20 protein-coding genes are annotated in these 24,973 nt (G+C 71.1%); 12 read left to right on the forward strand and 8 right to left on the reverse strand.

Annotated features, from left to right (window positions below):
- Positions 1-58 precede the first annotated feature (58 nt).
- Positions 59-1,048, reverse strand: coding sequence for a YihY/virulence factor BrkB family protein (locus ACIBAE_RS16900; RefSeq protein WP_399285601.1), 990 nt, complete (start codon positions 1,046-1,048; stop codon positions 59-61).
- Positions 1,049-1,434: 386 nt separating this feature from the next.
- On the opposite strand from ACIBAE_RS16900, the gene ACIBAE_RS16905 reads away from it, so the two are divergent.
- Positions 1,435-1,953, forward strand: coding sequence for a tyrosinase family oxidase copper chaperone (locus ACIBAE_RS16905; RefSeq protein WP_399285602.1), 519 nt, complete (start codon positions 1,435-1,437; stop codon positions 1,951-1,953).
- A gap of 74 nt (positions 1,954-2,027) precedes the next feature.
- Positions 2,028-2,891, forward strand: coding sequence for a tyrosinase family protein (locus ACIBAE_RS16910; RefSeq protein ID WP_399285603.1), 864 nt, complete (start codon positions 2,028-2,030; stop codon positions 2,889-2,891).
- 79 nt (positions 2,892-2,970) lie between these two features.
- Here ACIBAE_RS16910 and ACIBAE_RS16915 read toward each other — a convergent pair whose 3' ends face one another.
- A complete protein-coding gene (locus ACIBAE_RS16915) occupies positions 2,971-3,288 on the reverse strand; it encodes a chaplin (RefSeq protein ID WP_399285604.1) in 318 nt (105 codons plus the stop codon).
- A 249-nt stretch (positions 3,289-3,537) separates the two neighbouring features.
- Complete coding sequence (locus ACIBAE_RS16920) at positions 3,538-5,739, reverse strand: MMPL family transporter (protein WP_399285605.1); 2,202 nt, start codon at positions 5,737-5,739, stop codon at positions 3,538-3,540.
- 240 nt (positions 5,740-5,979) lie between these two features.
- Between ACIBAE_RS16920 and ACIBAE_RS16925 the strand changes: the two genes are divergently transcribed.
- Positions 5,980-6,615 carry a TetR/AcrR family transcriptional regulator gene (locus ACIBAE_RS16925; RefSeq protein WP_399285606.1) on the forward strand — a complete coding sequence of 212 codons (636 nt, stop codon included), beginning with the start codon at positions 5,980-5,982 and terminating at the stop codon, positions 6,613-6,615.
- Between the two features lie 290 nt (positions 6,616-6,905).
- On the opposite strand, the gene ACIBAE_RS16930 is transcribed toward ACIBAE_RS16925, so the two are convergent.
- Positions 6,906-8,693, reverse strand: a complete 1,788-nt coding sequence (locus ACIBAE_RS16930; protein ID WP_399285607.1) for an ABC transporter ATP-binding protein — start codon at positions 8,691-8,693, stop codon at positions 6,906-6,908.
- Between the two features lie 239 nt (positions 8,694-8,932).
- Here ACIBAE_RS16930 and ACIBAE_RS16935 point away from each other — a divergent pair, with 239 nt between their 5' ends.
- On the forward strand, positions 8,933-12,628 hold the full coding sequence (locus ACIBAE_RS16935) for a phosphodiester glycosidase family protein (RefSeq protein WP_399285608.1): 3,696 nt from the start codon (positions 8,933-8,935) through the stop codon (positions 12,626-12,628).
- A gap of 67 nt (positions 12,629-12,695) precedes the next feature.
- Positions 12,696-13,076 carry a DUF6221 family protein gene (locus ACIBAE_RS16940; RefSeq protein ID WP_399285812.1) on the forward strand — a complete coding sequence of 127 codons (381 nt, stop codon included), beginning with the start codon at positions 12,696-12,698 and terminating at the stop codon, positions 13,074-13,076.
- A gap of 36 nt (positions 13,077-13,112) precedes the next feature.
- Here ACIBAE_RS16940 and ACIBAE_RS16945 read toward each other — a convergent pair whose 3' ends face one another.
- From ACIBAE_RS16945 to ACIBAE_RS16955, 3 genes are all read right to left on the reverse strand, one after another.
- Complete coding sequence (locus ACIBAE_RS16945; protein ID WP_399285609.1) at positions 13,113-14,063, reverse strand: NAD(P)H-binding protein; 951 nt, start codon at positions 14,061-14,063, stop codon at positions 13,113-13,115.
- A gap of 190 nt (positions 14,064-14,253) precedes the next feature.
- Positions 14,254-16,278 (reverse strand): CocE/NonD family hydrolase, encoded by a 2,025-nt coding sequence (locus tag ACIBAE_RS16950; RefSeq protein ID WP_399285610.1) that lies wholly within the window; start codon positions 16,276-16,278, stop codon positions 14,254-14,256.
- Entirely contained in the window at positions 16,278-17,591 is a 1,314-nt protein-coding gene (locus ACIBAE_RS16955; RefSeq protein ID WP_399285611.1) for an acetyl-CoA carboxylase biotin carboxylase subunit family protein, read from the reverse strand. Before ACIBAE_RS16955 ends, ACIBAE_RS16950 begins: the two co-directional genes overlap by 1 nt.
- Positions 17,592-17,906: 315 nt before the next feature.
- Here ACIBAE_RS16955 and ACIBAE_RS16960 point away from each other — a divergent pair, with 315 nt between their 5' ends.
- From ACIBAE_RS16960 to ACIBAE_RS16975, 4 genes are all read left to right on the forward strand, one after another.
- Positions 17,907-19,049: a type III polyketide synthase gene (locus ACIBAE_RS16960; RefSeq protein WP_399285612.1), complete on the forward strand. Its 1,143-nt coding sequence runs from the start codon at positions 17,907-17,909 to the stop codon at positions 19,047-19,049.
- Between the two features lies 1 nt (position 19,050).
- Complete coding sequence (locus ACIBAE_RS16965) at positions 19,051-19,584, forward strand: cupin domain-containing protein (RefSeq protein ID WP_399285613.1); 534 nt, start codon at positions 19,051-19,053, stop codon at positions 19,582-19,584.
- 143 nt (positions 19,585-19,727) lie between these two features.
- On the forward strand, positions 19,728-20,336 hold the full coding sequence (locus ACIBAE_RS16970) for a hypothetical protein (RefSeq protein WP_399285614.1): 609 nt from the start codon (positions 19,728-19,730) through the stop codon (positions 20,334-20,336).
- The gene (locus tag ACIBAE_RS16975; protein WP_399285616.1) at positions 20,333-21,397 is read left to right on the forward strand and encodes a PrsW family intramembrane metalloprotease; all 1,065 of its coding nucleotides are present in this window, start codon (positions 20,333-20,335) and stop codon (positions 21,395-21,397) included. The genes ACIBAE_RS16970 and ACIBAE_RS16975 overlap by 4 nt, the downstream gene beginning before the upstream one ends.
- Before the next feature lie 539 nt (positions 21,398-21,936).
- Here the strand turns inward: ACIBAE_RS16975 and ACIBAE_RS16980 are convergent.
- Positions 21,937-22,065 carry a hypothetical protein gene (locus tag ACIBAE_RS16980; protein ID WP_399285618.1) on the reverse strand — a complete coding sequence of 43 codons (129 nt, stop codon included), beginning with the start codon at positions 22,063-22,065 and terminating at the stop codon, positions 21,937-21,939.
- Between the two features lie 420 nt (positions 22,066-22,485).
- On the opposite strand from ACIBAE_RS16980, the gene ACIBAE_RS16985 reads away from it, so the two are divergent.
- The 3 genes from ACIBAE_RS16985 to ACIBAE_RS16995 all read left to right on the forward strand — a co-directional run bounded on the left by ACIBAE_RS16985 (position 22,486) and on the right by ACIBAE_RS16995 (position 24,946).
- Positions 22,486-23,271, forward strand: coding sequence for an SDR family NAD(P)-dependent oxidoreductase (locus tag ACIBAE_RS16985; protein WP_399285620.1), 786 nt, complete (start codon positions 22,486-22,488; stop codon positions 23,269-23,271).
- A 68-nt stretch (positions 23,272-23,339) separates the two neighbouring features.
- Positions 23,340-24,197 (forward strand): NAD(P)H-binding protein, encoded by an 858-nt coding sequence (locus ACIBAE_RS16990; protein ID WP_399285622.1) that lies wholly within the window; start codon positions 23,340-23,342, stop codon positions 24,195-24,197.
- Positions 24,198-24,292: 95 nt separating this feature from the next.
- Positions 24,293-24,946 (forward strand): hemerythrin domain-containing protein, encoded by a 654-nt coding sequence (locus ACIBAE_RS16995; RefSeq protein ID WP_399285625.1) that lies wholly within the window; start codon positions 24,293-24,295, stop codon positions 24,944-24,946.
- Positions 24,947-24,973: the final 27 nt, after the last annotated feature.

A 24,973-nucleotide genomic window follows, 5' to 3' on the forward strand; every position in this document is an offset into this window, starting at 1 on the left:
CCGGGCCGGTCCGATGACGTCCTGCCGTCGGACCGGCCTTCGCGGGGAGTACCGGTGACTACCGGCTGTGCCGGCCCGCCGTCGCCGCCCGGGTCTGCGCGGCCGACCGGTCCATGGGCGGGGGCGGTACGGGGACGGCGGCGCCGCCCACGCCCACGGCCCCCCGCGCCAGCTCGGCGTTGAACTGCGCGCCGGCCAGCAGGGAGAGGTTCGTGACCCAGAGCCAGACGAGGAACACGATGATGCCGGCGAGCGATCCGTAGAGCCGGTTGTACGTGCCGGCGTGGGACGTGTAGAGCGCGAAGCCCGCCGAGGTCAGCAGCCAGAGCACCACCGCGAGGATCCCCCCGGGCAGCGCCCGCCGCAGCCGGCGTGTCCCCGCCGGGCCCGTCCGGAACACCATGAGCACCAGGACCGCCGCCAGCGCCAGCAGAAGCGGCCACCTCAGCCCGCTCCACACCAGCCTCACCGCGCCGCCCATCCCGAGCATCCGGCCCACGGCCGCCGCCGCCTCGCCGGTGAGTACCAGGGTGAAAGCGCTGGTCACCAGCAGCGCGAGCAGGGCGCAGGCGGTGAGCGCGATACGCGGCGCGGTACGCCACGGTGGCCGGCGGTCGACCGAGCCGTGCATGGAGTGCAGGGCCCGGCGGAACACCCCGAGATAGCTGGAGGCGGACCACAGGGCGCCGATGGTGCCGAAGGAGGCCAGTACCCAGGCGGCGGACCGCTGATCCGCCATCTCCTCCAGCGCCCCGCGCACCAGGGGCTGGGACTGCGCGGGGATGAGCGCCGTCACCTGGTCGGCCAGCCGGCCGCTGGCGTCGGGTCCGGCGAGACCGATGGAGCAGACGGTGACGAGCAGCGCCGGGAAGATGGCCAGGACCGCGTAGTAGGTGAGAGCGGCGGCGTGATCGGTGGCGTCGTCGTGCCAGAGTGCGACCGGCGTACGCCGCAGCGCGCCGAGGAACCGGCCACGGCGCTGTTCAGCGTGGTGCGCCGTGGTCTCGGCGCTTCGCCCCGCGGGGCGTCCCTGGTCCTCGGTGGACACGCTGCCTCCTGCGTCTTTCCCATGGTCGTCGCTGCTCTGCCGTGCTGGTGGTGCTCCGCCGGCCCCCGCATACCCTGCCCTATCACGCGGGGCATCCCGGCCCACGCCGACGCCGTCCGGCGGGCCGTGTCCCGTACGGAGCCTGTACCCCGTCGTGGCGCGGACAGGGAATGCCGAGCCGCCCATCTGAACTGCCTTGTCAGCAGGGGTGGTTCGCGAAGCCGGAGAACTGTTTCGCCCCCGTCTCGTTGTCCCGGGCGGGACGGCGGCCGGTCCGGTGTGTCCTCACCGCGTACCCGGATCCGTTGCCCCGTTACCCCGTTCAGCCCAGTGCCCCGCCCGCCGGTACACGCGGCGGGGGCACCACCGACGAGTGGAGGTCCTTCATGCCAGGCAGAATTCGGATCCGGCCGGGGCTCGCGTACGCACGGCGTCCGGAACCGGTGGCCCGGCGCGGCCGATCGCGGCGCCAGCTGCTGCGTACGGTGTTCACCTTCGGCGTGGCCGCGGGCACCGCGGGCGCCCTGGCCCCCATCCTCGGAGCGGGCCGCCGGGCCACCGCACTGGCGGCGGACGAGCGGACGATCGGCGACGGGCTGGGCGGCTTCTTCGAGGAGATTTATCGCGGCAGGCACATCGCCGTCGGCTCCGCCCTCACATCGGCGGGCGGCCCCGCCACTCCCGCCGCCCCGGTCGCGTCCGTCTCCCCGCTGTCGCCGGCGTTGTCGGCCGATGTCCGCATCGACGGCCGGATCCTGCATCTGATGCGGCGGGCCGACGGCGGCTATCTCAGCCTCGTCAACCATTACGAGTCGTTCCCCACGCCTCTCGAAGCGGCCCGCGCGGCCATCGACGACCTGGGCGGTGCCCAGCTGTCGCTGTCCGGACCGGTCCACCACGTCTGACCGGTTCACCGCGTCTGACCGATTCACCGCGTCTGACCGCGCCACCCCATCCGACCGAGGAAGAGCCTGCACCGGTGTACATCAGAAAGAACCAGCGGAATCTCACCAGCGCCGAGAAGAAGAGGTTCGTCAACGCCGTCCTGGAGCTCAAACGCCGCGGCGAGTACGAGGACTTCGTCGGACTGCACACCGATTTCTACAACTCCGACGGGGAGGGCGGACCGCGCGCCGGGCACATGGCCCCGTCGTTTCTGCCCTGGCACCGGCGCATGCTGCTGGAGTTCGAGGGCGCTCTGCAGCGGGTGGATCCGAACGTGACCGTGCCGTACTGGGACTGGACGACGGACAACACGCCCGCCGCCGCCCTGTGGGCCGAGGACTTCCTCGGCGGCGACGGCCGCGCGCGTGACCAGCAGGTCCTGACCGGCCCCTTCGCCTACGGGGGCGGTCACTGGACGATCAAGGGAGGGGTGACGGAGGGGAAGTTCCTGACCCGCAACCTCGGCCGTCCGTCCGCTCCGATCTCGCTGCCGAGCAAGGCCGAACTGGCCTCGGCGATGGATGAGACCGTGTACGACGCCGCCCCCTGGGACTCGACCTCGGCATCCGGTTTCCGCAACCGGCTGGAAGGCTGGACGTCCGACCGCGAGCAGCCCTGGCTCAACCACAACCGGGTCCACCGATGGGTCGGCGGCCACATGCTGGGCGCGTCCTCCCCCAACGACCCGGTCTTCTGGCTCCATCACGCCTTTGTCGACCTGCTCTGGGACCGCTGGCAGCAGAAACACCCGAAGGCGACCTATCTGCCGCGGACGAGGCTGCCCGCCGACGATCCCCAGTACGGCCGGGCGATCAGCCTGGAGGAGCCCATGCCGCCATGGGACGTGAGGCCGTCCCAGCTCCTCGACCACAAAAATCTGTACCGCTACGACGCCTGACCCGGTGAGTGCGACGGCCTCCCGCGTGGTGCGCGGGAGGCCGTCATTCAGCGTTCACAGCATGGGGTACGGGGCGAGGTCAGCCGCCGTAGCCGCCCTCGTGACCGTAGCCGCCCTCGTGGACCTCTTCGCCGCCGCTGCGGCCCAGGAGGCCGCCGGAGGTGTTGGCGCACTGGTTGCCGAAGGCCGGGTTGAGCACACCGACGACGTCGATGGTGTTGCCGCAGAGGTTGACCGGGATGTGCAGGGGCACCTGGAGCACATTGCCGGAGAGCACACCGGGCGAACCGATGGCCGCGGCCCCGGCGCCGGCGTCGGCAGCGGCCATACCGGCGCCACCGGCCAGCACAGCGCCCGTGCCGACGAGAACAGCGGTTGCCTTCGCGATACGCGACATCAAGTTTCTCCTTGAACAGTTGAGAGGACGGCCGCACGGGACGCGCGGCCGTCACGCACGTTCAACGCGGCGACTCACGCTCGGTAACGGACAAGGGCCGCCCGATCGTTATTCGCCCGGATCGCCGACCGGCGGGAGCGCGGAGGAGGGCACCCGCCTCCCGGTCCGGTACGACGGAACCGCCGTACCACCGGTCGCGAGCTCCGGTGGTGCGACGGTTCCGTCGGTGGTGTCTCTCCAGAGGTGGAGCTACGCGTGGAGCGGCGTTGCCTTCGCCGGTGCCGTGGTTCCGGCGGGGTCGGTGTCGACGTCGCTTCCTTCGACGTCGACCGAGGGCAGGATGCGGTCCAGCCAGCGGGGGAGGTACCAGGCCCGGTCGCCGAGCAGTTTGAGGACGGCGGGTACCAGGGTCATGCGGACGGCGAAGGCGTCGATCATCACGCCGAAGCCGAGTGCGAGCGCGATGGGCATGCTGTTCGGGTCCCTGGTGAAGAGGAAGCTCACGAAGACCGCGATCATGATGAGTGCCGCGGTGGTGACGACCCGGGCGGAGTGGCGGGTGCCGGCGATGATGGCGTCGTCGCTGCGGCGGGTCTTCACGTAGCGCTCGCGCATGGAGGAGACGAGGAACACCTCGTAGTCCATGGCCAGTCCGAAGAGCACGGCCATCACCAGGATCGGGACGAAGCTGGCGATCGGTCCGACGCTGGGGACGCCGAGTGTGTCGGACAGCCACCCCCACTGGAAGACCGCGACGATCGACCCGAAGGACGCACCGACCGAGAGCAGGAAGCCGAGCGTGGCCTTGATGGGGATGGCGATGGAGCGGAAAGCCACCATCAGCAGCAGAAGCGAGAGTCCCACGACGACGATGGTGAAGGGCAGCAGGGCGCCGCTCAGTTTGTCCGCGATGTCGACGCTGACCGCTGTGATCCCCGTGACGGCGACGTACGCACCGGTCTTGCCTTCGACGTGCGCGGTCATCTCGCGCAGCTGTCCGACGAGGTGGCTGGTCTCCGAGGTGCGCGGTCCTGTGGTCGGGATGACCTGGATACGTGCCGCGAGCCGGTCGGCCGACGGCTGGGCGGGGCTGGTGAAGGCGACGCCCTTGGTGCCGGCGAGCTCCTTGACCATCAGGTCGGAGGCCGCTGCCACCTTGCCCTCGTTACCCGGGGTGCCCTCGACGAGGACGATGAGCGGTCCGTTGGCGCCGGGACCGAAGGCGTCGGACACCCTGTCGTAGGCCTGCCGCGTGGAGGAGGACTTCGGTTCGGAGCCGTTGTCGGTGAGGGCGAGCTTCAGCTGCATCGCCGGTATGGCGAGGACCAGGAGGCCGAGGACGACGGCGACCACGGTCCGCTTGGGACGGCGCATGACACCGGCGACCCACCGGGTGCCCATGGTGGAGCCGTGCGTACGGGTTTCCCGGCGGGCGGCGCGTGATCCCGGCTTCGGTATGAGCCGGTCGCCGGCCATGGAGAGCAGCGCGGGGAGCAGGGTGAGCGCGAGCAGTACGGAGACGGTGACCGCTCCCGCCGCCGTGAGGCCCATCGAGGTCAGCATGGGGACCCGGGCGACCGTGAGTCCGACGAGCGCGACCACGACGGTCGTCCCGGCGAAGACGACGGCGCTGCCGGCGGTGGCGGTGGCCTTGGCGATCGATTTCTGCACCGGCATGCCCTGCGCGAGCTGGGAGCGGTGGCGCGACACGATGAACAGCGCGTAGTCGATGCCGACGGCCAGGCCGAGCATCATCGCCATGACCGGGGAAGTGTCGGAGATGCCGACGACGGAGGAGAGGCCGATCATGGCCATCATGGTCCCGGCGACGCCGAGGATGGCGGTCAGCAGCGGCAGTCCGGCCGCGAGCATCGATCCGAAGGTGAGGATCAGGATCACCAGCGTCACGAGCACGCCGATGATCTCTGTCACGTTGACGGGGGCGGCGGATTCCTTGAAGGCGTCACCGCCGAAGAGCATGGAGGCTCCGGCCCGCTCGGCCTGGGCTCCGGTCTGCTTGAGCCCGTCCAGCGTCCGCGCCGGGACCGTCCCGTCCTTCGGCGTCGAGAAGGTCACCTGGACGACGGAGGTGCGTCCGTCCTGGGAGAGCTGGGCGGCAGGTTCGCTGACCGAGGTCACTCCGGGCACCTGTGCGGCGGACTCAAGTCCTGACCGTATCGGTGTCCGCAGCCCCGGTTCGTCCAGGACATGTCCTGGTGGGGCCTGGATGACGATCTCGGCGGTCTGGGTGTCCGAGCTGGGGAAGTGGTGGTCCATCTTGTCCAGTGCGACCTGGGCGGGTGAGCCCGGGATCGACCGGGCGGATTCCATGGTGCCGGCGAAGGCGACGCCGAGCGTGGCGATCGCGGCGATGGCGACCAGCCAGCCGGCGAGCATCCGGTACTTGTTGCGACTGCTGAGGGCTCCGAGGCGGTAGAGCAGCGTGGCCATGGAGATTCCTTTCCGCGTGTGGTGGGGCCGTGTTTGGGTGCGGCCGACAGGGGCCGGTGGAGCGGGATCTGCCGCTCGCCGCCAAGGGCGGTGTCTTGCGCGAAAGAAAAGACGGCGGGAAACAGCCGTAGCCTTACAGCTGTAAGTTTTAACCCATAGGGCAACGGATGTAAAGTTACGCCTGTGACTGGATCCTCGAATCGAACGAAAAACCTTCGCGGCGAAGGTGCGCGACTGCGCGTGGAGATCCTCGACGCCGCCCGTGAGCTGCTGGAGCAGACGGGAAGTGAGGAGTCGATCACTCTGCGTTCGGTGGCGCGGCGCGTCGGCATCTCGGCGCCGTCGATCTACGCGCACTTCGCCGACCGGGACGCGATCGTCGAGGCCATCGTGGTCGACACCTTCCACGAACTGGCCGCGGTGGCCGAGCAGGCCGCGACCTCGCGGCAGGATCCCGTTGACCGGCTCCTGGCGCTGGGCCGGGCGTATCTGCGCTTCGCCCGGGAGCGGCCGGAGCGGTACCGGGTGCTGTTCAACCGGCACGGCTCACTGGCCGGCGCCGGCGCCGACGCCGTGGTGGTCGATCCGGTCGTCGACAGCCTGGTGGGTGGACGGGCCTTCGCCCCCGTGGTCGACGTCATCGCGGCGTGTGTGGCGTCCGGCGAGTCGGACAGTCAGTCGCCCTTCGAGGACGCGATCGCGCTGTGGGTGACGCTGCACGGATACAGCTCCCTGCGCCGGCGCATGCTGTCGTTCCCCTGGCCGGAGGAGGAGGCGTTCCTCGATGCCCTCATGCTCCGGGCGGCCCGCATCACGCCGCGGGCGTCGGACGGCCGTGCCGCCCCGGCCGCCGATGCGCCCGGACAGGCGTCCTGACGGAGGGGTGTGCCAGGGGCCGGGGCCAGGGGCCGGGGGCCGGGGCCGGGGGCCGGGGTCGGCGCGTCCGGCTGGGCGGGGCGACGCGAGCTTCCCGGCCGGCCGGGCTGCCTGTCCGCCCGGGTCCGCGCCGGTGGAAAGGCACCTGCCCCGGACCGGCAACGCCCGCGACCGGCGACCGGCAACGCCCGCGACCGGCGACCCCGCGACCGGCGACCGGCGACCCCGCGACCGGTAAGCGGCGACCCCGCGACCGGCGACCCCCGTCCGGGGCCGCCGTCCGCCCGGACTCAGCCCAGGCGCCTCGGCTGGAGCGTGGTGGCGTACGCTCCGCCCCGGGCCAGCAGCTCCTGATGGCTGCCCACCTCGACGATCCGGCCCTGGTCCATCACCACGATGCGGTCCGCGCTCTGGATCGTGGACAGCCGGTGCGCCACGACGAACACCGTCCGGCCCTTGACGAGACGGGACAGCGCGTCCTGGATCAGCCCCTCCGAGCGGTTGTCGAGCGCGGAGGTCGCCTCGTCGAGCACCAGAATCCGCGGATCCCTGATCAGCGCCCGGGCGATCGCCAGCCGTTGCCGCTGGCCGCCGGAGAGCCGGGCACCCCGCTGGCCGACCACCGTGTCGAGACCGCCGGGCAGCCGCTCGACGAACTCCATGGCGTTCGCGGCACGCAGCGCCCCCCGTAGCGCGCTCTCGTCGGCGCCGCCTTCCAGGCCGTACGTCACGTTCTCCCGGATGGTCCCCTCGAAGAGGATCGACTCCTGCGGCACGACCGACAGGAAGCGCCGGTAGGTACGCAGGTCCAGGGACGCCATGTCCGAGCCGTCCAGCAGGATGCGGCCCTCGGTCGGCCGGATGAATCCGATCAGCAGATTCAGGATCGTCGACTTGCCCGCGCCCGACGCCCCGACCAGGGCTATGGTCTCGCCGGGCCGTACGGACAGGTCGAACCCGCGCACCGAGGACTCCGTCGCCTCCGGGTAGCGGAAACCCATCCGCTGGAAGTCGATCCGCCCCTCGATCCGGCCGACCGACGTCTTGCCCTCGTTGCTCTCCAGGTCGGGCGCCTGGAGCACCTCACCGATCGAGCGCACCGACTCCAGCCCCTTGGAGATGATCGGGGTCAGGTTCATCAGCGTCATCACCGAGGCGGTCAGCGCCGTGAAGAAGGTGCTGATCATGACGACGTCGCCCGCCGAGAGGCCCAGCCAGCCGTAGTACGCGACAAGGGCCGAGCCCGAGAGACAGCCGACCGCCATGGTGTTGAGCAGGATCCAGGAGAGCGATCCGAAGCGGCCGTTGAGCACGTCGAGCCGGAACCCGGCGGTGAGTACCCGCTCCAGGGTGTTGTCGACGCGGTGCAGCGCGGTCCGTTCCAGGCCGTGCGCGCGGGTGATCGGGATGAGGGTGGTCATCTCGCCGACGCGTGAGGAGAGCCGTTCGATCTCCAGCCGGAACTCCTCGTTGTTGGTACGGATCCGGGAGCGAAGCCGGCGTACCAGCAGCGCGGCCAGCGGTACGACGACGAGGAACACCGGCAGCACCACAGGGGTACGGAAAGCGATCACGGCCACGCCGCCGAGGAGCGTCATGATGGCCCCCAGACCCATGTCGGCGCTCTGCTGGGTCATCGTCTCCACCGCCTCGACGTCCCGGACGACCTTGGTCTGCAGGACGCCCGCGCTGACCCGGGCGTGATAGCCGATGGACAGATACTGCATCCGGCGGCAGAGCGCGGAGCGCAGCTCGCGGCCCATGCGGCGGATGCTGGCGCTCATCAGGCGCGCGTAGAGCAGCGCCAGCGGGAAGTTCAGGAGCAGGACGAACACGACGGCCCCGGTGTTGTACCAGAGTTCGGCGACCGGGCTGTGGTCCACGACCACATCGACGATGTTGGCCGTGATCAGCGGGAGCAGCCAGACCGGGATGTGCTTGACGGCGAACACCAGCACCGCGAGGCCCAGCCTGCGGCGGTCGGGGCGGAAGAGGTAGGCGAGGGTGCGGAGCGGGTGCTCCCCGGAGTAGTGGTGGTCCAGCGGACTGGAACGCGGAGCGGATTCGGGTTTCTGCATGGAGAGCGAAGTCCTCTTTCGGGGGCGATGACACGCGCTCGACGTGCAGACACGCAGTCTCCTCCGGCGCGCCCGCCGCCGGAAGCGGTTTCCAGGTCGCGAGACGGCGCCGCTCGCCCGGTCACCGCGTGTTCTCCCCGTGGTTTCCCCGAAGCCCTGGTTCATTGGTGTGCGCACGGCGATGCCGGGCGGCCGACAGCGCTTACCACCCGCGTATCCACCGTCTTTCAGGAGAAGTTGTGGGCTCAGGCTTCGCCGGGCGGACCGCCGTGCTGTGCGCGGCGGTGACCGTCCTGACGGCGGGGACGGTATCCCCGTCCGCCGCCGGCTCCACCCCCGCCCCCCGCACCGTCGCCGATGTCCCCCGGCCCGTCGCCCCGCCGCCCCCGAGCGCGGCCGCCTCCACCCGACCGGCGGGAGCCGCCGGGAGCACGCCGGTGGTCGGCGACGCCGACGGCATCGAGACGGCGCGTGACTCCCGGCCGGTCGCCCCCGGTATCCGGCTCACCTCGTACGACCGGCTCACCTCCGGCGGCTGGCAGCGGGTGGACGCCCTCTCCGTCGACCTCGGCGGGGGCGTCGCCCGTGCCGGATATCTCTCCTCGGGCAAGGTCTCCGACCGCCGTACGGTCTCCGAACTCGCCGCGCGCCACGACCCGGGGCCGGGCCGCCGTACCGTCGCCGCGATCAACGCGGACTTCTTCGACATCAACGGGACGGGCGCGCCCGAAGGGCCCGGCATGGCGGACGGCGAGGTGATCCACTCCCCGGCCGCCGGCGCCGAAGAGGCCGTCGGCTTCGGTCCTGACAACGCCGGACGCGTCCTGCGCCTGTACTTCGACGGCACACTGACACTTCCGTCGGGACCGCGCGCGCTGGCCGCGTACAACGCGGCGAACGTGCCCGCCGGCGGCATCGGCGCCTACACGGCGGGCTGGGGCGGGGCCGACCGCACCCTCGCCGTCGACCAGGCGACACCCGTCGCCGAGGCGGCCGTACGGGACGGCCGGGTCGTCTCCGTGACGGACCGGCCGGGCACCGGACCGATCACCGGGGGCACCACGGTCCTGGTCGGCCGGGAAGCGGGGGCCGAGGCGCTCGCCGCGCTGCGGCCCGGCGATCCGGTGACGCTCGCATACCGGCCGCGAACCGACGGCGGACCCGTCCCCAGGACCGCAGTCGGCGGCCGTGAACTGCTGGTCGTGGACGGTGTGGCCCGGAATCACGAGGGCGAGGGCAACAACCTCGCCGCCCCTCGCACCGCCGTCGGTTTCTCCCGGGACGGCTCCACCATGCAGGTGATCACGGTCGACGGCCGGCAGGTCGACAGCGCCGGAGTCACCCTCACCGAAATCGGCCTGATGATGCGTCGCGCCGGGTCGTACAGCGCGCTCAACCTCGACGGCGGCGGCTCCTCCACCCTGGTCGCCCGGGTGCCGGGCAGCGACACGCTGCGGCTGGAGAACAGCCCCTCAGACGGCGGCGAGCGCCCGGTCGCCAACGGCCTCGCCCTCACCGCGCCGGACGGCAGCGGACGGCTCACGGGCTTCTGGGTGCGGACGCGTACGCCCGCCGGTGGTGCCCCGACCGTCGACCCGGTCAGGGGCGGCCACCCCGAGCGGGTCTTCCCCGGGCTGACCAGGCGGCTCACCGCCGCCGGTCACGACGAGACGTACGGTCCCGCCGCCGGGCACCCGCACTGGCGGACCGTACGGTCCTCGGTCGGCCGGGTCGACGGCCACGGGGTCTTCACGGCGCGCGCTGGCGGCACCACCGAGGTACGGGCGGAGAACGGACCCGCCCGGGGCAGCACGGAGTTGACGGTGCTCGACCCGCTCGCCCGGATCCGGTCGACGGCCCCGCGCGTCGGTCTCGCCGACGCGACGGCGACCGGGACCTTCGGCATCGTCGGACTCGACGCGCACGGCAGCAGCGCGCCGGTCGAGCCGGCGGACGTGCGCCTGGACTACGACCACACGCTCTTCGCCGTCACCGACGACGGGCAGGGTTCCTTCACCGTGAAGGCCCGGACAGGCGGCGGCGCCGGACGGATCACGGCGAGTGCCGGGGGCGCCACGACCGTCCTCGCCGTCAGCGTCGGCCTCGACGAGCGGGCCGTCTCCGGCTTCGACGACGCCGCGTCCTGGACCTTCGGCCAGGCGCGGGCGGGCGGCTCGGTCTCCGCCACCCCGGAGGGCCACACCGGAACCGGACTCACCCTCGCGTACGACTTCACGCGGTCCACCGCCACCCGAGCCGCCTACGCGACACCACCCGCGCGGATCCCGGTCCCGGGCGGCCCGCGCTCCTTCACGCTCTGGATCGACGGTGACGGCAAGGGCGCCTGGCCCACCCTGCACCTGACGGACGCGGCCGGCTCCGACCAGCTGCTGCGCGGACCGTACGTCACCTGGACCGGCTGGCGGCAGGTCACCTTCACCGTGCCGGCCGGCGCGGCCCTGCCGCTGAGCGTGGAGCGCTTCTACCTGGCCGAGACGGCGGCCACGAGCCGCTACACCGGCGAGATCCGGATCGACGACCTGACGGCGCAGTCGCCCCCCACCGTGGAACTGCCCCCACAGCCCCGCCCCGTCGACCCGCTGATCGACTCGGCGGCCGGAACGGAAGGCAGGGACTGGCGGTTCGCGGTGATGTCCGACGCCCAGTTCGTCGCCCGCGACCCGGACAGCGCGATCGTGGCGCAGACCCGCCGCACCCTGCGCGAGATCACGGCGGCGAAGCCGGACTTCCTGGTCATCGACGGTGATCTGGTCGACGAGGGCTCGCCCGAGGACCTCGCCTTCGCCCGGCGCGTGCTGACCGAGGAGCTGGGGGACTCGCTGCCCTGGTACTACGTGCCGGGCAACCACGAGGTGATGGGCGGCACGATCGACGACTTCGTGGCCCGATTCGGCTCCCCGCAAAGGATTTTCGACCACGGGGGAACGCGCTTCCTCACCCTCGACACATCGAGCCTGACCCTGCGAGGCGGCGGCCTCGCCCAGATCAGGGCGGCGCGCGAGCAGCTGGACGCGGCGGCGCGGGACGACCGGATCGGCTCGGTGATGCTGATCGGGCATGTACCGCCGCGTGACCCCACCGTCCAGAAGGCGAGCGAACTCGGCGACCGCAAGGAGGCGGCGCTCGTCGAACAGTGGCTCGCGGACTTCCGCCGTACGACCGGCAAGGGCGCCGGGTTCATCGGCGGGCACGTCGGCGCCTTCGACGCCTCGCACGTGGACGGCGTGCCCTACCTGATCAACGGCAACGCGGGCAAGGCGCCGTCCGCCCCGCCGGCCGAGGGCGGCTTCACCGGTTGGTCGCTCATCGGCGTGGACCGGGTCACCCGGGCCGAGTGGTCGGCCGCGCGCCGGGAGCCGTGGAAGGGCGGCCCCGACTGGCTCTCCGTACAGACCCGCGCGCACACCGGCGCACTGGCGCTGGACGCGCCGGCCGTGCTGCCCCCGGGCCGGGGCGCGCGGGTCACGGCGACGCTCACCCAGGGGAGCAGATCGCTCCCGGTCGCTTTTCCGCTGAGCGCCGACTGGACCGGCTCCCCGAACCTCCGCATCGGAGCTCCGGACGGCGCCCGGCAGCGCCATGTGGCGGCTTTCGACCCGGCCACGGGGATCCTGACCGCGCTGCGGCCGGGGACGGTCACGCTCGCGGTGACGGTGAGCGGCGTGACACGGCGGGCGGAGATCAGCGTCGCGGCGGAGGCGGAGGCGCAGGCGCCGCCGAACACCGCGAGGACGCCTGCACCCGGTGGCTCCTGGACACCTTCGACCGGATCGAAGGACGGTCGATCTGCTCGGGCACGACCGGGAGGCGCTGCTCACCCCGCGCGCCGCCGGTCCGTCCGGGGGATGGCACGGGGCCCGCGAGCCGCCGCAGACGTCCTGGAGACCTTCCGGTCCTCCCTCGCCCGGCCCTGACCACCGCCGCCCGCGTATGCTGCCCGCCGTGGCGAAGCGGATCGAACCGACTGATGACAACGCGAAGATGGTGGCCTTCGTGCGCGCGCGACTGGACGAGGAAGACCGGATCGCGAGAGCGGCGGGCGGTGACAGCTGGCGCACCCCGCCCGACCTGCCGGGCGAGGTGCACGACCGTGTCGGCGGCATCGCGTTCAGTGTGCGCATGCGCGGCTACGAGCATCACATCGCACGCCAGGACCCGTCGCGCACACTCCGCCGCATCGAGACGAACCGGGTCATCGTCGACGAGTACGCCGAAGTGGCCGCCCTGGACACCGACTCCCCGGCGGAGGACCGCCCCTCCGGCCGCGCCGTCGGTCTTGGCTTCGCGGTCCGCCAGATGGCAGCGGAACACGCCGACCACCCCGAGTACAAAGCCAGTTGGCTGCCGAGGTACTCCCGGTAGTGCTCCGCGGCCGTGCGCCGCCTGCACGCTCCCTCTTCACGCGCTGCCTTCCGCGTTGCCTTCCGCGTTGCCTTCCGCGCTGCCTTCCGCGCTGCCTTCCGCGCTGCCTTCCGCGCCGCCCTCCGCGCCGCCCGGCCCCGGCCGGAACGCCCCGAGGTGGCCGCGCGCCCAGGCTTCGTACGAGCGGGCCGGCCGTCCGAGGAGCCGCTCCACCGTCGGCTCCACCCGGGTCTTCGCGCCGGACCGCTGCCGTCCGGCGCCCTCCATCAGGGCGGCGGCCACGGCGGACGGATACCGGGCGAGCAACCGCTCGTACGCCTGATCCCAGGTCAGCTCGACGCACCGCAGCGGGCGGCGCAGCAGGCCGGACAGGACGGCCACCTGTCCGGCGGCGCTGATCGCCCTGGGACCGGTGAGGGAGTACGCGCGGCCCGCGTGGCCGTCGCCGGTGAGGCAGAGCACGGCGGCGTCGGCGATGTCGCGGGGATCGACGGTGGCGCCGGCCGACTCACTGCCGTACGCCCGGACCACTCCCTCCTCACGGACGGACCGGGCCCAGCCCAGGGTGTTGGACATGAAGGCGCGGGGGCGCAGGAAGGTCCACTCCAGGCCCGAGGCCCGGATGAGCTCCTCGTTCGCGCGCTGCCAGCGGGTGATCAGATCCGTGGCGCCGGGCTCGGCGACCGCCCGGGCCGACAGCTTGACCACGAGCCGCACGCCGGCCGCGCGGGCCGCCGCGACGAAGTGCTCGTCATGCGCGTGCGTCAGCGGGTCGGACGTGACGAGAAAGGCGGCCCTGACCCCCGCCAGTGCCCCGTCCAGGCTGGTGGGATCGGCGAAATCACCGGTCACCACCTCGCACCCGGGGCGGGCGGGCGCGGCGGTGCGGCGAGGGGCGCGCGTGAGCAGCCGGACGGGCTCACCGGCGGGCAGTCGCTCCGCGACCAGCCGCCCCACGGTGCCGGTGACTCCGGTCAGCAGGATCATCGGAGGGCGGACTCCTGACGTGCCGGGTGAGGCGCCGGGGGATCGGGGCCGGGCGGGAACGACGCGCAGACTACCCGGCCGGGCGCTGATGACGGCTCACGCGGCTCACGCGCCGCGCCACGGCCGCCGGCCCGGACCTGGGAGCGAGGTCCGGGCCGGCGGTTGCCACGCGAAGGCGAAGTGTTCCGCGTCAGACGAGGTCCCTGGGGAAGGCGAGCGACCAGTTGCGGGAGAACACCCGCCGCGCTCCCTCGTACGCGTCGAGCGTCGCGTGCAGCAGGAACGCGTCCTCGGTGGAGCTCAGCTCGGTGCTGGTCACCGTCCGGGTCTCCCACGTGTCGCGGCTGAAGGTCATCGTCCAGGTGGACTCGCCGCGCACCGACGAGAAGTCGTCGGCGACCGAGGTGTAGCGCTCGTACGCGCGCCGCCCCACATCGAGGTTGATGTCCTCGTAGTGCGTGACCCCGCTGTCCTTGACGATCTCCAGCGCGGAGTTGTATCCCACCAGATCCCGGGAGACCTCCCAGCGCTGCTCGGGCGGCCGCCGCCGGCTGGTCGCGATCGGCGCGGCGCCCTCCGGCTCGCCGAACGGCCGGGCGTCGGCGGCGTCGGAGCCGTCCAGCGGGCGGACCGGCAGCGTCAGGGAGCTGAGGCCGCCGTGGACCTTCATCCGTACGGGTTTCGGCGGCGGCCAGGCGAGCGGCCAGTACGACGTCGACAGCGACAGGCGGACCCGGTGGCCGGGCGGGAAGGCCTGCGCCACACCGTTGAGCTGGACCTGGACACGGTAGCGCCGGCCCGGTTCGAGCGGCTCGGGCTCGTCCTGGCCCTCCCGGCGGGTGAGGTTGAGCAGTCCGTAACTGACCCGGGTGGCGCGCCCGTCGGGGGCCACGTCGGACAGCCGGGCGGCGACCATCGCGACGGGTTCGCTCACGGAGAGCTCCAGCTCCACCGAGGGCGAGCCGAGGATCTCCAGCCGCTCGGTGAGCTCGTCGCTGTCGAAGACCAGCGAGCCGCCGTCCTCCTCACGCTGGTCGTAGGGGAGGTCGGGCGGCGCGTTGTAGGAGGCCCACTTCCCCGCGAACTGGCCGACGGACAGCGGCGACTGGACCGACAGGACCGACTCGGCGGCCGATTCGTCGAAGGCGGCGATCCGGTGCGGCACCAGCGGATGGCGGACCCGCTCGATCCGCGGTGACGGCCACTCCTCCTCACCGACCCAGCGGCCGGGGCGCTCCTCGTACGACGTCGACGGGGGCACGCTCTCCTGCATCCACGTCCGCAGCACGGGACCGTCATCGGCCCCGTTGTCCGCGTCCTTCAGCCAGCGGTCCCACCAGCGCACGACCTCCTGGAGATAGCCGATGGCGGGGCCCGGCTCACCCAGGTGGGGGAACTTGTGGGACCACGGACCGATCAGCCCCTTGCGCGGGGACGTGAGGTGTTCGAGCAGCCGGGTCACCGCGTTGGAGTAGCCGTCCGCCCAGCCGCTGGAGGCGAGCACCGCGCACTCCACGGAGGTGTAGTCCTCACAGACGGAGGCGTGCCGCCAGTAGTCGTCCCGCCGCTGGTGGCGCAGCCACTCGGCCACCCAGGGCCCGCTGCTCTCCAGCCGCTCCAGCCACATGTCCCGCCACCGCTCGCCGACCAGCGCCGGATCGGGCGGGCAGGTGGCGTAGGCGAACATCGTGCCGGCCTCGGCGAGGTTGTCGGACAGCATGCAGCCGCCCATGTAGTGCATGTCGTCGGCGTAACGGTCGTCCGTGAAGGAGGAGATGGCGATCGCGTCCAGCCCCGGCGGGCGGCGCGCCGCGACCTGGAGGGCGGCGAAGGCACCCCAGGAAATGCCCATCATGCCCAACCGCCCGTTGCACCAGGGCTGTTCGGCCAGCCAGGCGAGCACGTCCTCGGCGTCCCGCTGCTCCGTCTCCAGGTACTCGTCGAGGAGCACGCCCTCCGATTCGCCGGTGCCGCGCAGATCCAGACGTACGCACGCGTAGCCGTGGCCCGCCATGTACGGATGGTGGACGGAATCGCGGACGGACGTCAGATCCCCCTTCCGGTAGGGAATGGCCTCCAGTACGGCGGGCACCGGCTCCTCGTCCGACGAAACCGGCCGCCAGATACGTGCGGAAAGGCGGATTCCGTCGGAGACCGGGATCCTGACGTGCTGTTCTTCCTTGACCGGGTGGGGGAGGTCGGTCACAGAACGCATTACCGTGCGTCATCTCCTTCTGTCGGGCTGTCGGTGATCTCGAAGTTCAGCGAGGCCACACACCGCTCGTACTTCGCACAGAGCTCCTCCTCGCTGTGCGCGCCGATGAAGACGTGGGCCAGTTCGTAGCTGTAGCTGTCCTGATCCAGCATCTCGGAAAGCAGCCGGCCTTCCTGCGGGATGACGTCGATCTTCACGCCAGGAATCTTGTCCTGGAGCTCGTCTATTTCCTGCCGGGTCGGTACGCGTCGCACGACACCGTCCGTGAAGCGCCGGTAGTACCACTTGGCGCCGACCTCGTACTCGCCCTTCCCCTTCGGCATATGGGGATCACGGCCGAGCGCGAGGCTCAGCATGGCGTGGTGATTCTGTACACCGTCGACATACTCGAACATTTCTGCGTGCGACTGCGAGTGGCGGGGGTTGATCTCCAGGACATTGATCTCGCCCGTCTCCGGGTCGTAGAAGAACTCGATACTGAAGGTCACCGAATCCAGCCCCAGTTGCCGGATCACCCGCTCGGAGACGTCCTCCAGCCGGCGCACCACCCCGTCCGGCAGGCCCGCCGGGTACTGATGACGCAGGAAGCAGGCGCTGTCGGGGTACGTGATCGAGTCCAGCGCCCCGTAGACCGTCACGTCGCCGTTGAACACGTAACCCTCGACAGCCACCTGCACGCCGGCCAGAGCCTCTTCCGCCAGACATGCCCTGCCGCCCACATCGGCTATCTCGGCGGGAACGTCCAGGTGCGCGAGAACATCCTCGAAAGGCCCGCCGATGCGGCCGATCCCCGCGCGGATCTCCTCCACGGCCCGGTCGAACTCCTCCTTGTCGTTCACTCCGAACGCGAGATCGGAGGAGAAGGATTTGACCGGTTTCAGCCACAGCGGGAAACGGAGACCGTCCGGAACGTCCGGTGTGCCCTCCAGATCGACGATTCCGAAGCCCGGCAGTTCGCTGATGACTTTCCGCTGCTCGATCCTGCTCCAGTATTTATGCTCGCATTTGACGATGGATTCCAGGCTGGTGCCGCGTACCCCGTACCGCTCGCACAGAATGGGGACCAGCGAACTCACCGGGAAATCCCAGTACCCGACAATGGCGTCGATGGTGCCGTCGAAATCATCCAGCCGGCGCTCCGCCCTGGCGAGCAGAGCGGGGATATCGATATCGCCGGACTGGAGTTCTTCGATGGTCAGCAGGGAATGAAATCGGAACCCCTCGGCGCCCGGTGCCCGGAGCAGCATCTCCTTGTTGAGATCATCCAGGCCCATGACGAAGATATTGGTCGAGTCTGTGGTGGCGGAATCCATTGAGTGCAGTGCTCCTCGCGCAGCGGTCCATTGCCTTAGGAAACGTCGGGTGCCCGAGGTCCGCGCTCTCACACCAGCCCCCGGGGAGCCCCCTCGGCGGACGCCGGTCCCCTGATCGGACGCAGGAGCCGGATCCGTCCCTACGTTCCGTGATCGCCGCGCGGAAGCCTGACGGTCCGTCTCCTTGCCGACCCGACGCTCCCCGGCCCGCTTCAAGGTGCCCTATACACCGGTATTTCCCGGGTTGCGGGGTTGTCGGGGAGCCATGAGTGTGGGCCGCAGTTGACAGCGAACACGAATGAAGGAGAGCGCGTCGTGGCGACTCTGTGTAAGCCTGCTGTCTCGGTCCCCGAGCATGTGATCACCATGGAAGACACGCTCGCCCTCGCGCGCTCGCTGCACGCGGGCCATCCGCAACTGCCCCTCGCACTGCGGCTGATCGAGAACACCGGGGTGGCCAAGCGTCATATCGTCCAGCCCATCGAGGAAACCCTCCGCCATCCGGGGTTCGAGGACCGCAACGCGCTCTACGAGGCCGAGGCGAAGGCGCGCGTGCCCGCCGTCGTCCTGCGCGCGCTCGACCACGCCGAGCTGCGGCCCGCCGACATCGACATGATCGTCTACGTCTCGTGCACGGGCTTCATGATGCCCTCGCTGACGGCCTGGCTGATCAACACCATGGGCTTTCCCGGCCACACCCGGCAGCTGCCGATCGCCCAGCTCGGCTGCGCGGCGGGTGGCGCGGCCATCAACAGGGCGCACGACTTCTGCCAGGCCTACCCCGACGCCAATGTACTCATCGTCGCCTGCGAGTTCTGCTCGCTGTGCTACCAGCCGACCGACCTCGGGGTCGGCTCGCTGCTGTCCAACGGACTGTTCGGGGACGCGGTCGCCGCCGCCGTCGTACGCGGGGAGGGCGGCACCGGCATCGCGCTGGAGCGCAACGGCTCGCACCTGGTGCCCGACACCACCGACTGGATCGCGTACAGCGTCCGGGCCACCGGTTTCCACTTCCTGCTGGACAAGCGCGTGCCCACCACCATGGAGCCGCTCGCCCCGGCGCTCCGTACGATGGCGTCCCAGCACGGCTGGGACGCCACCGGCCTCGACTTCTACATCATCCACGCGGGCGGCCCGCGCATCCTGGACGACCTCAGCCACTTCCTCGAGGTACCGCCCGAGGCGTTCCGGTTCAGCCGGGGCACGCTCACCGAGTACGGCAACATCGCGAGCGCCGTCGTCCTCGACGCCGTCCGCAGACTCTTCGACGAGGGCGGCGCCGACGACGGCGCCCGGGGCATCATCGCCGGCTTCGGACCCGGCATCACCGCCGAGATGGCCCTGGGACGCTGGACCACCGCGGGGCGGTCCGGAGCGGACACCATGACGGGCCGCCAGGTGCTGGGCGCGCCGGTGCGAACCGCCATGGCCCCGCCCGCCGCCGAACCGGTGAGCTGACGTGACGATCAGTACCACCAGGACCGAGGGTCTGATCGTCCCCCCGGGCGGGGGCACCACCATCCGTACCCCCGCCCAGCAGGTGACGTTCAAGGTCACCGGCGAGCACGCGCGCGTCGCCTCCAGTTTCGAGGTGGTCGTCCCGCCCGGCTTCGATGTCGGCGCGCACCGGCACGCCTGCGGCGAGGAGCTGTTCTACGTCCTCGAAGGGGAACTGGACGTCCTCGCCTTCGAGCCGCGCGTACGGACCGAGGACTGGCGCCACTGGGAATCCGCGTCGGGTCTCACGGCGGTGAGGGCGACGCCCGGAACGGTCGTCGTGGTCCCGCCGGGCTGCCCGCACGCCTTCGCCAACCGGGGCGACCAGCCCGCCAGGATGTTCTTCCAGGCGTCCCCGCCCTCCCGCCACGAGCGGTACTTCGAGGAGTTGCTCGACATCCTCAAGGGCGGCGGCCCGCCCGATCCGGAGGCGGTCGCCGAGCTGCGGGTGCGCTACGACATCGAGCAGCTCACGCCCCTGCGGCACGAGTCGTGAACGGCACGAGAAGCGGCCGTCCGGCCGACGCCGGACCGTACCCGGCCGGCTGACATCGAACATCAAACGATCAGCGTCCGCGCGGGCCACTCGTATGAGTCACTGGCGCTGCGTGGACACCGCCCCTGACGGACCGTAGGTGAATGGACTCCGCACCGCTCACAGCCGCCTGGCGGCCACCTCGGCGATCGGCCCGAACGGCCCGGTGGGCGGTGATCGGCGTCCTGCTGGTCATGGCGGCCCTGACAGCCGGCTGGCCGCTGATCGACCAGGCCGTGGGCGACGGCGAGAGTCTGCCGGCCGGCGCCGTACTGGAGCTGGGGCCCGACGACGACACGGCCACGCTGCGGGTCACCGGCGCCGGTTGGGTACTGAGCAGATCGGGGAGTGATCCGCGGGCCCGGTACGCGCTCCACCGGGGCGGCGTCGACCTGGCCGCCACCTATGTCGCCCTGCCCGCGACCACCGACGCCGCACGGCTCTGGGCCGGTCTGCGCGCGGTCCAGTCCGTCGCGGACGGCGGCAGCCGGCTGGGCGGTCCGCGCCGCGTCACCAGCGCCGGGGGAGCGGACGGCGAGACGGGGACCCTGACCCGGGACGGCCGCGCCGGCTCGGCCACCGTATGGCCGGCGCCCGGCGGCGGATACGTCGTGGAAGTCACCGTTCTCGCCACGAAGGAGGCCGGCGGGCGCGCCCTCGCCGACGCCGCGGCCGTCGCCCGCAGCGTCACCTTTCCCCCGGAGGCATCGTGACGAGGGGCGTCACCTCCACGGCGTACACCTCCCTGCGGACGTCCTGGTCACGCCGGCCGCTGGTGTGGCTGTGCGGCGTCCTCTGCGTCCTCGGCGCGGCGCTGATCATCTTCGAATTCGCCGCGGTCATCCGTGTCTTCCCGGGCGCCGCGCTGCTGGCCCTGGTGCTCCTGCTGATCACGGTCGGGTTCGGCACGGCCGTCCTCGGGCGCCTGCGTCCCTTCCAGCCACCGCCGCGTCCCTGGGCCTGGAGCGGTGTCCTCTGGGGAGCCACCGCGGCGACCGGCTGCGCCATCGTCGCCAACACCGGTCTCCAGGGCATCTGGTTCAAGACCGCCGGTATCGGCTTCGGCTCCCGGTGGGCCGCGGCGCTCACCGCCCCGCTCAACGAGGAACTCCTCAAACTCTCCGGCGTCGTGCTGATCGCACTCGGCGCCCGGCGGCTGGTCCGGGGCCCGCTCGACGGCTTCTTCCTCGGCGCGTTCACCGGCCTGGGCTTCCAGGCCGTGGAGAACTGGACGTACGCCATGAACTCCATCCTGCTCGGCGGGGGAGTGGACCAGCGGGCCGAGGTGCTGCAGTCGTTCATCACCCGCGTCCTGGTGACGGGTCTCGGTTCGCACTGGACGATGACCGCCGTCGCCGGAACCGGGGTCGGCTTCCTGTTCGCCCACGACGACCGGCCCGCGCGCCGCCGGACCGGTCCGGCGGCACTCTGCCTGCTCACCGCCATGGGCATGCACTGGCTGTTCGACGCTCCTCTGCTGGGCTCCCTGGCCGGCCTCGTCGGCAAGGTGGCCCTCAACTTCCTGATCGCCGCCGGTTTCTGTCTCACCCTGCGCCGGGCGGCGCGGCGCAGGGCCCGTGCCTTCCTGCGCTCGCCCCGGACGGCCTACTCCATGGACCTGCTCACCCGGGGATCCCGGCGGCGCGCGCTGCGGAACATCCCACCGGACCGGCGGGCGGACGCCGAGGCCCGGGCGGCCACCTATCTGGCCGTGGTCGAGGAGCACGCGGCGACGCCGGAGAACAGACCGTCCGGAATTTCATTTCGGACATAATCCGCCCGGTTGGATGAAGGATGCAGGACGGGAGTTCTCGGGCTTTCCGTCCGGAGCCTTTGCGAGATTGCTTGATGTGCCGGTTCGTCGGCAGTGGCGTTGACGTGTTGTCATATCTGGTTCTTGACTGGGGAGCCCGGGAAACAGTGCGGGCACGGTCTCGGTGATCGTGTGAGTGTCGAAGTCCCATGAACACTTGGTGGGTCCGTGCCTGCTCCTGCATCTTCCCCGTGCCCGCCGCGCTGGACCAGCCGGCCCAGGCTTCCGCACCCGTCCCACTGACGGACGCGGTTGCTCTGTCCGGCTTTCTGGGCCTGGTGTCCGACCCGAGGGGTGTTCGGCGGGCGCCGCTACCAGTTGTCCGCCCTGGTCGCCGCTGCCGCGGCGAGTGTGCTGGCCGGCGCCCGGTCGCTCACCGCGATCACCGAGTGGATCGCCGACGCCCCGGACCAGGCAATCGGGGCTTTCCTCACCGCCGTACCACCGCGACCGGCCCCGCACCGCGGGCGATCGCCGTCGACGGCAAGGCCCTGCGCGGCTCACGCACCGCCGCCACCCCGTACGTCACCCTGCTCGCCGCGATGGACCACACCGGTCACGTCCTGGCCCAGCGCCAGGTCACCGACAAGAGCAACGAGATCCCCGCCTTCCGGCCCCTGCTGGATCATGCCAGGGACCCTGGGCTTTCTGCGAGCATGGAATATGCGGAAACCCTGGAATCCCCCGGCCTCGGCACGCATGCCCCTCGTGGGGATGAAACCCCTTGCATCGAGGGGCGGTTGGGGGGCAGGTGTGTGCCGGCGGGTGGGCGGTCCGCTGCCGGGGGGCAGTGGACCGGAATTGTTCCGGCATTCTTTTCCATTGCGATGTTTAAACGTCGTGGAGCTGCGCTTCAACCCCTCTGTCGCGCCCGGTAAATAGGGGTGATGGAGACATATTCGACAGGTACGTAAGAATTCAAGAACTCATGCCGGGGCGCGGCTAGCATGCCAGATGTCGAACAGATGCTTTTCGACGGGGATTCGACGACGTGCGGAGGAAGCCGTGGAGATTCAGGTTCTGGGTCCGTTGAATGCCGGGGAAGTCCGGTGAGCGCGCCAAAACATCCGGTGGCTCTGATCACCGGCGCGACGCGGGGCATCGGTCTCGGGGTCGCTCGGGAGCTGGGCCGGCGAGGCCATCGGGTGTTCATCTGCTCGCGGACGGCCCAGGAGGTCAAACAGACTGTCGAGGACCTCCGCGCCGAGGGGATCGAGGTCGAGGGCGCCGTGGCCGACGTCCGCAAACGGGCCTCGGTGGCCGCTCTGGTGGCCACCGTGGTCGGACAGTTCGGCCCGGTCAACATCCTGGTGAACAACGCGGGCCGGGGCGGCGGCGGTCCCACCGCCGAAATAGCCGACGAACTCTGGTACGACGTCATCGACACCAATCTGAACGGGGTCTTCCTGCTGACCCGTGAGGTGCTCCTGAACGGAGGTCTGGTGGAGGCCGGTTACGGCCGCATCATCAACATCGCCTCCACCGCGGGAAAGCAGGGTGTTCTGATGGGCGCCCCGTTCTCCGCCTCCAAACACGGCGTCGTCGGTTTCACCAAGGCGCTCGGCAAGGAACTGGCCCCGGTGGGCGTCACCGTGAACGCGGTCTGCCCCGGCTATGTGGAGACCCCCATGGCCGAGCAGGTACGCCAGGGCTACGCGGCGGCGTGGAACACCACCGAGGACTTCGTCCAGGAGCAGTTCGAGGCGAAGATCCCGCTGGGCCGCTACTCCACCCCCGAGGAGGTGGCGGGCCTCGTCGGCTATCTCACGACGGAGAGCGCCGCCTCCATCACCGCGCAGGCGATCAACGTCTGTGGCGGCATGGGCTACTCCTGAGACGAACGCGTATGTAACTGAGCTTTGCAGCTATGTCGCGTCTCACCGGGGTGGACTTGACTGTACGCATGACGCAGAGCACGCAGAGCAACCGGACCGCCAGGACCCAGCAGGCGGAGAAGACGACGACGCTCGTCATCGGCGGCACCGGCAAGACGGGCCGCAGAGTCGCGGCCCGGCTGGCGGCGCAGGGCCTTCCGGTGCGTGTCGGCTCGCGCCACGCCCACGTGCCCTTCGTCTGGGAGGCCCCCTCCACCTGGGAAGCCGCACTGGAAGGTGTCGGAGCCGTCTACGTCGCCTACCACCCGGACCTCGCCTTCCCCGGAGCGGCCGAGGCCGTCGGCGCCTTCTCCCGGTACGCCGTCGCCCGGGGCGCGGTCCGCCTGGTGCTGCTCTCCGGCCGGGGCGAGGAGGGCGCGCGTCAGGGCGAGCTCAAGCTGAGGGAGTCCGGCGCCGACTGGACCATCCTGCGGTGCAGTTGGTTCAACCAGAACTTCAGCGAGAGCTTCTTCCTGGGACCCGTCCTCGACGGTGAACTCGCCCTGCCGACCGGGGACGCAGTCGAGGCGTTCCTGGACGTCGACGACGTCGCCGAGGTGGCCGTCGCCGCGCTGACCGACCCGCAGCACATCGGGAGGATCTACGAACTGTCAGGACCTCGGCTGATGAGTTACGGCGAGGTGGCGGACGAACTGTCCAAGGCCACCGGCCGGCCCGTCATCTATACCCCGGTCACCTGCGAGCAGTACCGAGCCGTGCTGGAGGAGAAGGGGCTGCCGGTCGCGTTCGCCGAGCTGTTCGGCATCGTTCTCGACGGCCGGAACACGCACCTGGTGCACGGTGTGGAGGAGGCGCTGGGCCGTAAGCCCCGCGACTTCTCCGAGTTCGCCCGGGACGCCGCCACCACCGGCGTCTGGAACGTCTGATCCCGTCCCCACGGCCGGCGGACCCGGCCGCGGGAGTCCCCCGCGGCCGGGAATCCGCCGCCGGGCCGGCACGCACCAACCACGAGGAGGCGACCATGAGTACCCCCATGTCGAGCGAGCACGGACTCGGTTCCCTGCCGGGTCACTTCCACGGATTCGCGCTGATGCACATCGCGATGCGCCGGGACGCCCGGCGGCTGCTCGCCGCCGCGCCCGTCCTGACCAGGGCCGGGCTCGGCCCGGCCGGTGCGTGGTGGCAGCAGCTGCGCGACATCATCGACTGGCACCACCGCAGCGAGGACGACGTGCTCTGGCCCGGACTGCTCAGCAGGGCGCCGCAGTTCGCCCCCCAGGCGCGGCTGCTCGGTGAGGACCATGTGGTGCTCGACCGGGCCATGGAGGCGGTCACGGCCGCGCTCCGGCCGGGTGGTGATCCCGCGGCCGTCGGCCCGGCGGCCACCCGCTTCGACGCCGTCCTGCGCGAGCACCTCAAGGACGAGGAGAAGGTGTCCTTCCCCGTCTTCGCCCAGCTCTCGCCGGACCAGTACCTGGAGGTCGAGCGCAGGGTGGTCGCCAGCGCCCCGATCAAGGTCATGACCTCCCTGCAGCCCTGGATGTTCGACGGCGCGGACAAGCGGTCGGTGGCGAACGTCGCGGCCACCATCCCGCCGCCCGTCCGGCTGATCGGCAACACCGTGCTGCGCAGGCGGTACGAGCGGACCCTCACCGGTGTCACCCGCCCGTCCTGACCCACGGGACCGTGTCCCACCTGATTC

The sequence above is a fragment of the Streptomyces sp. NPDC051569 genome, assembly GCF_044454085.1.
Lineage (GTDB): Bacteria > Actinomycetota > Actinomycetes > Streptomycetales > Streptomycetaceae > Streptomyces.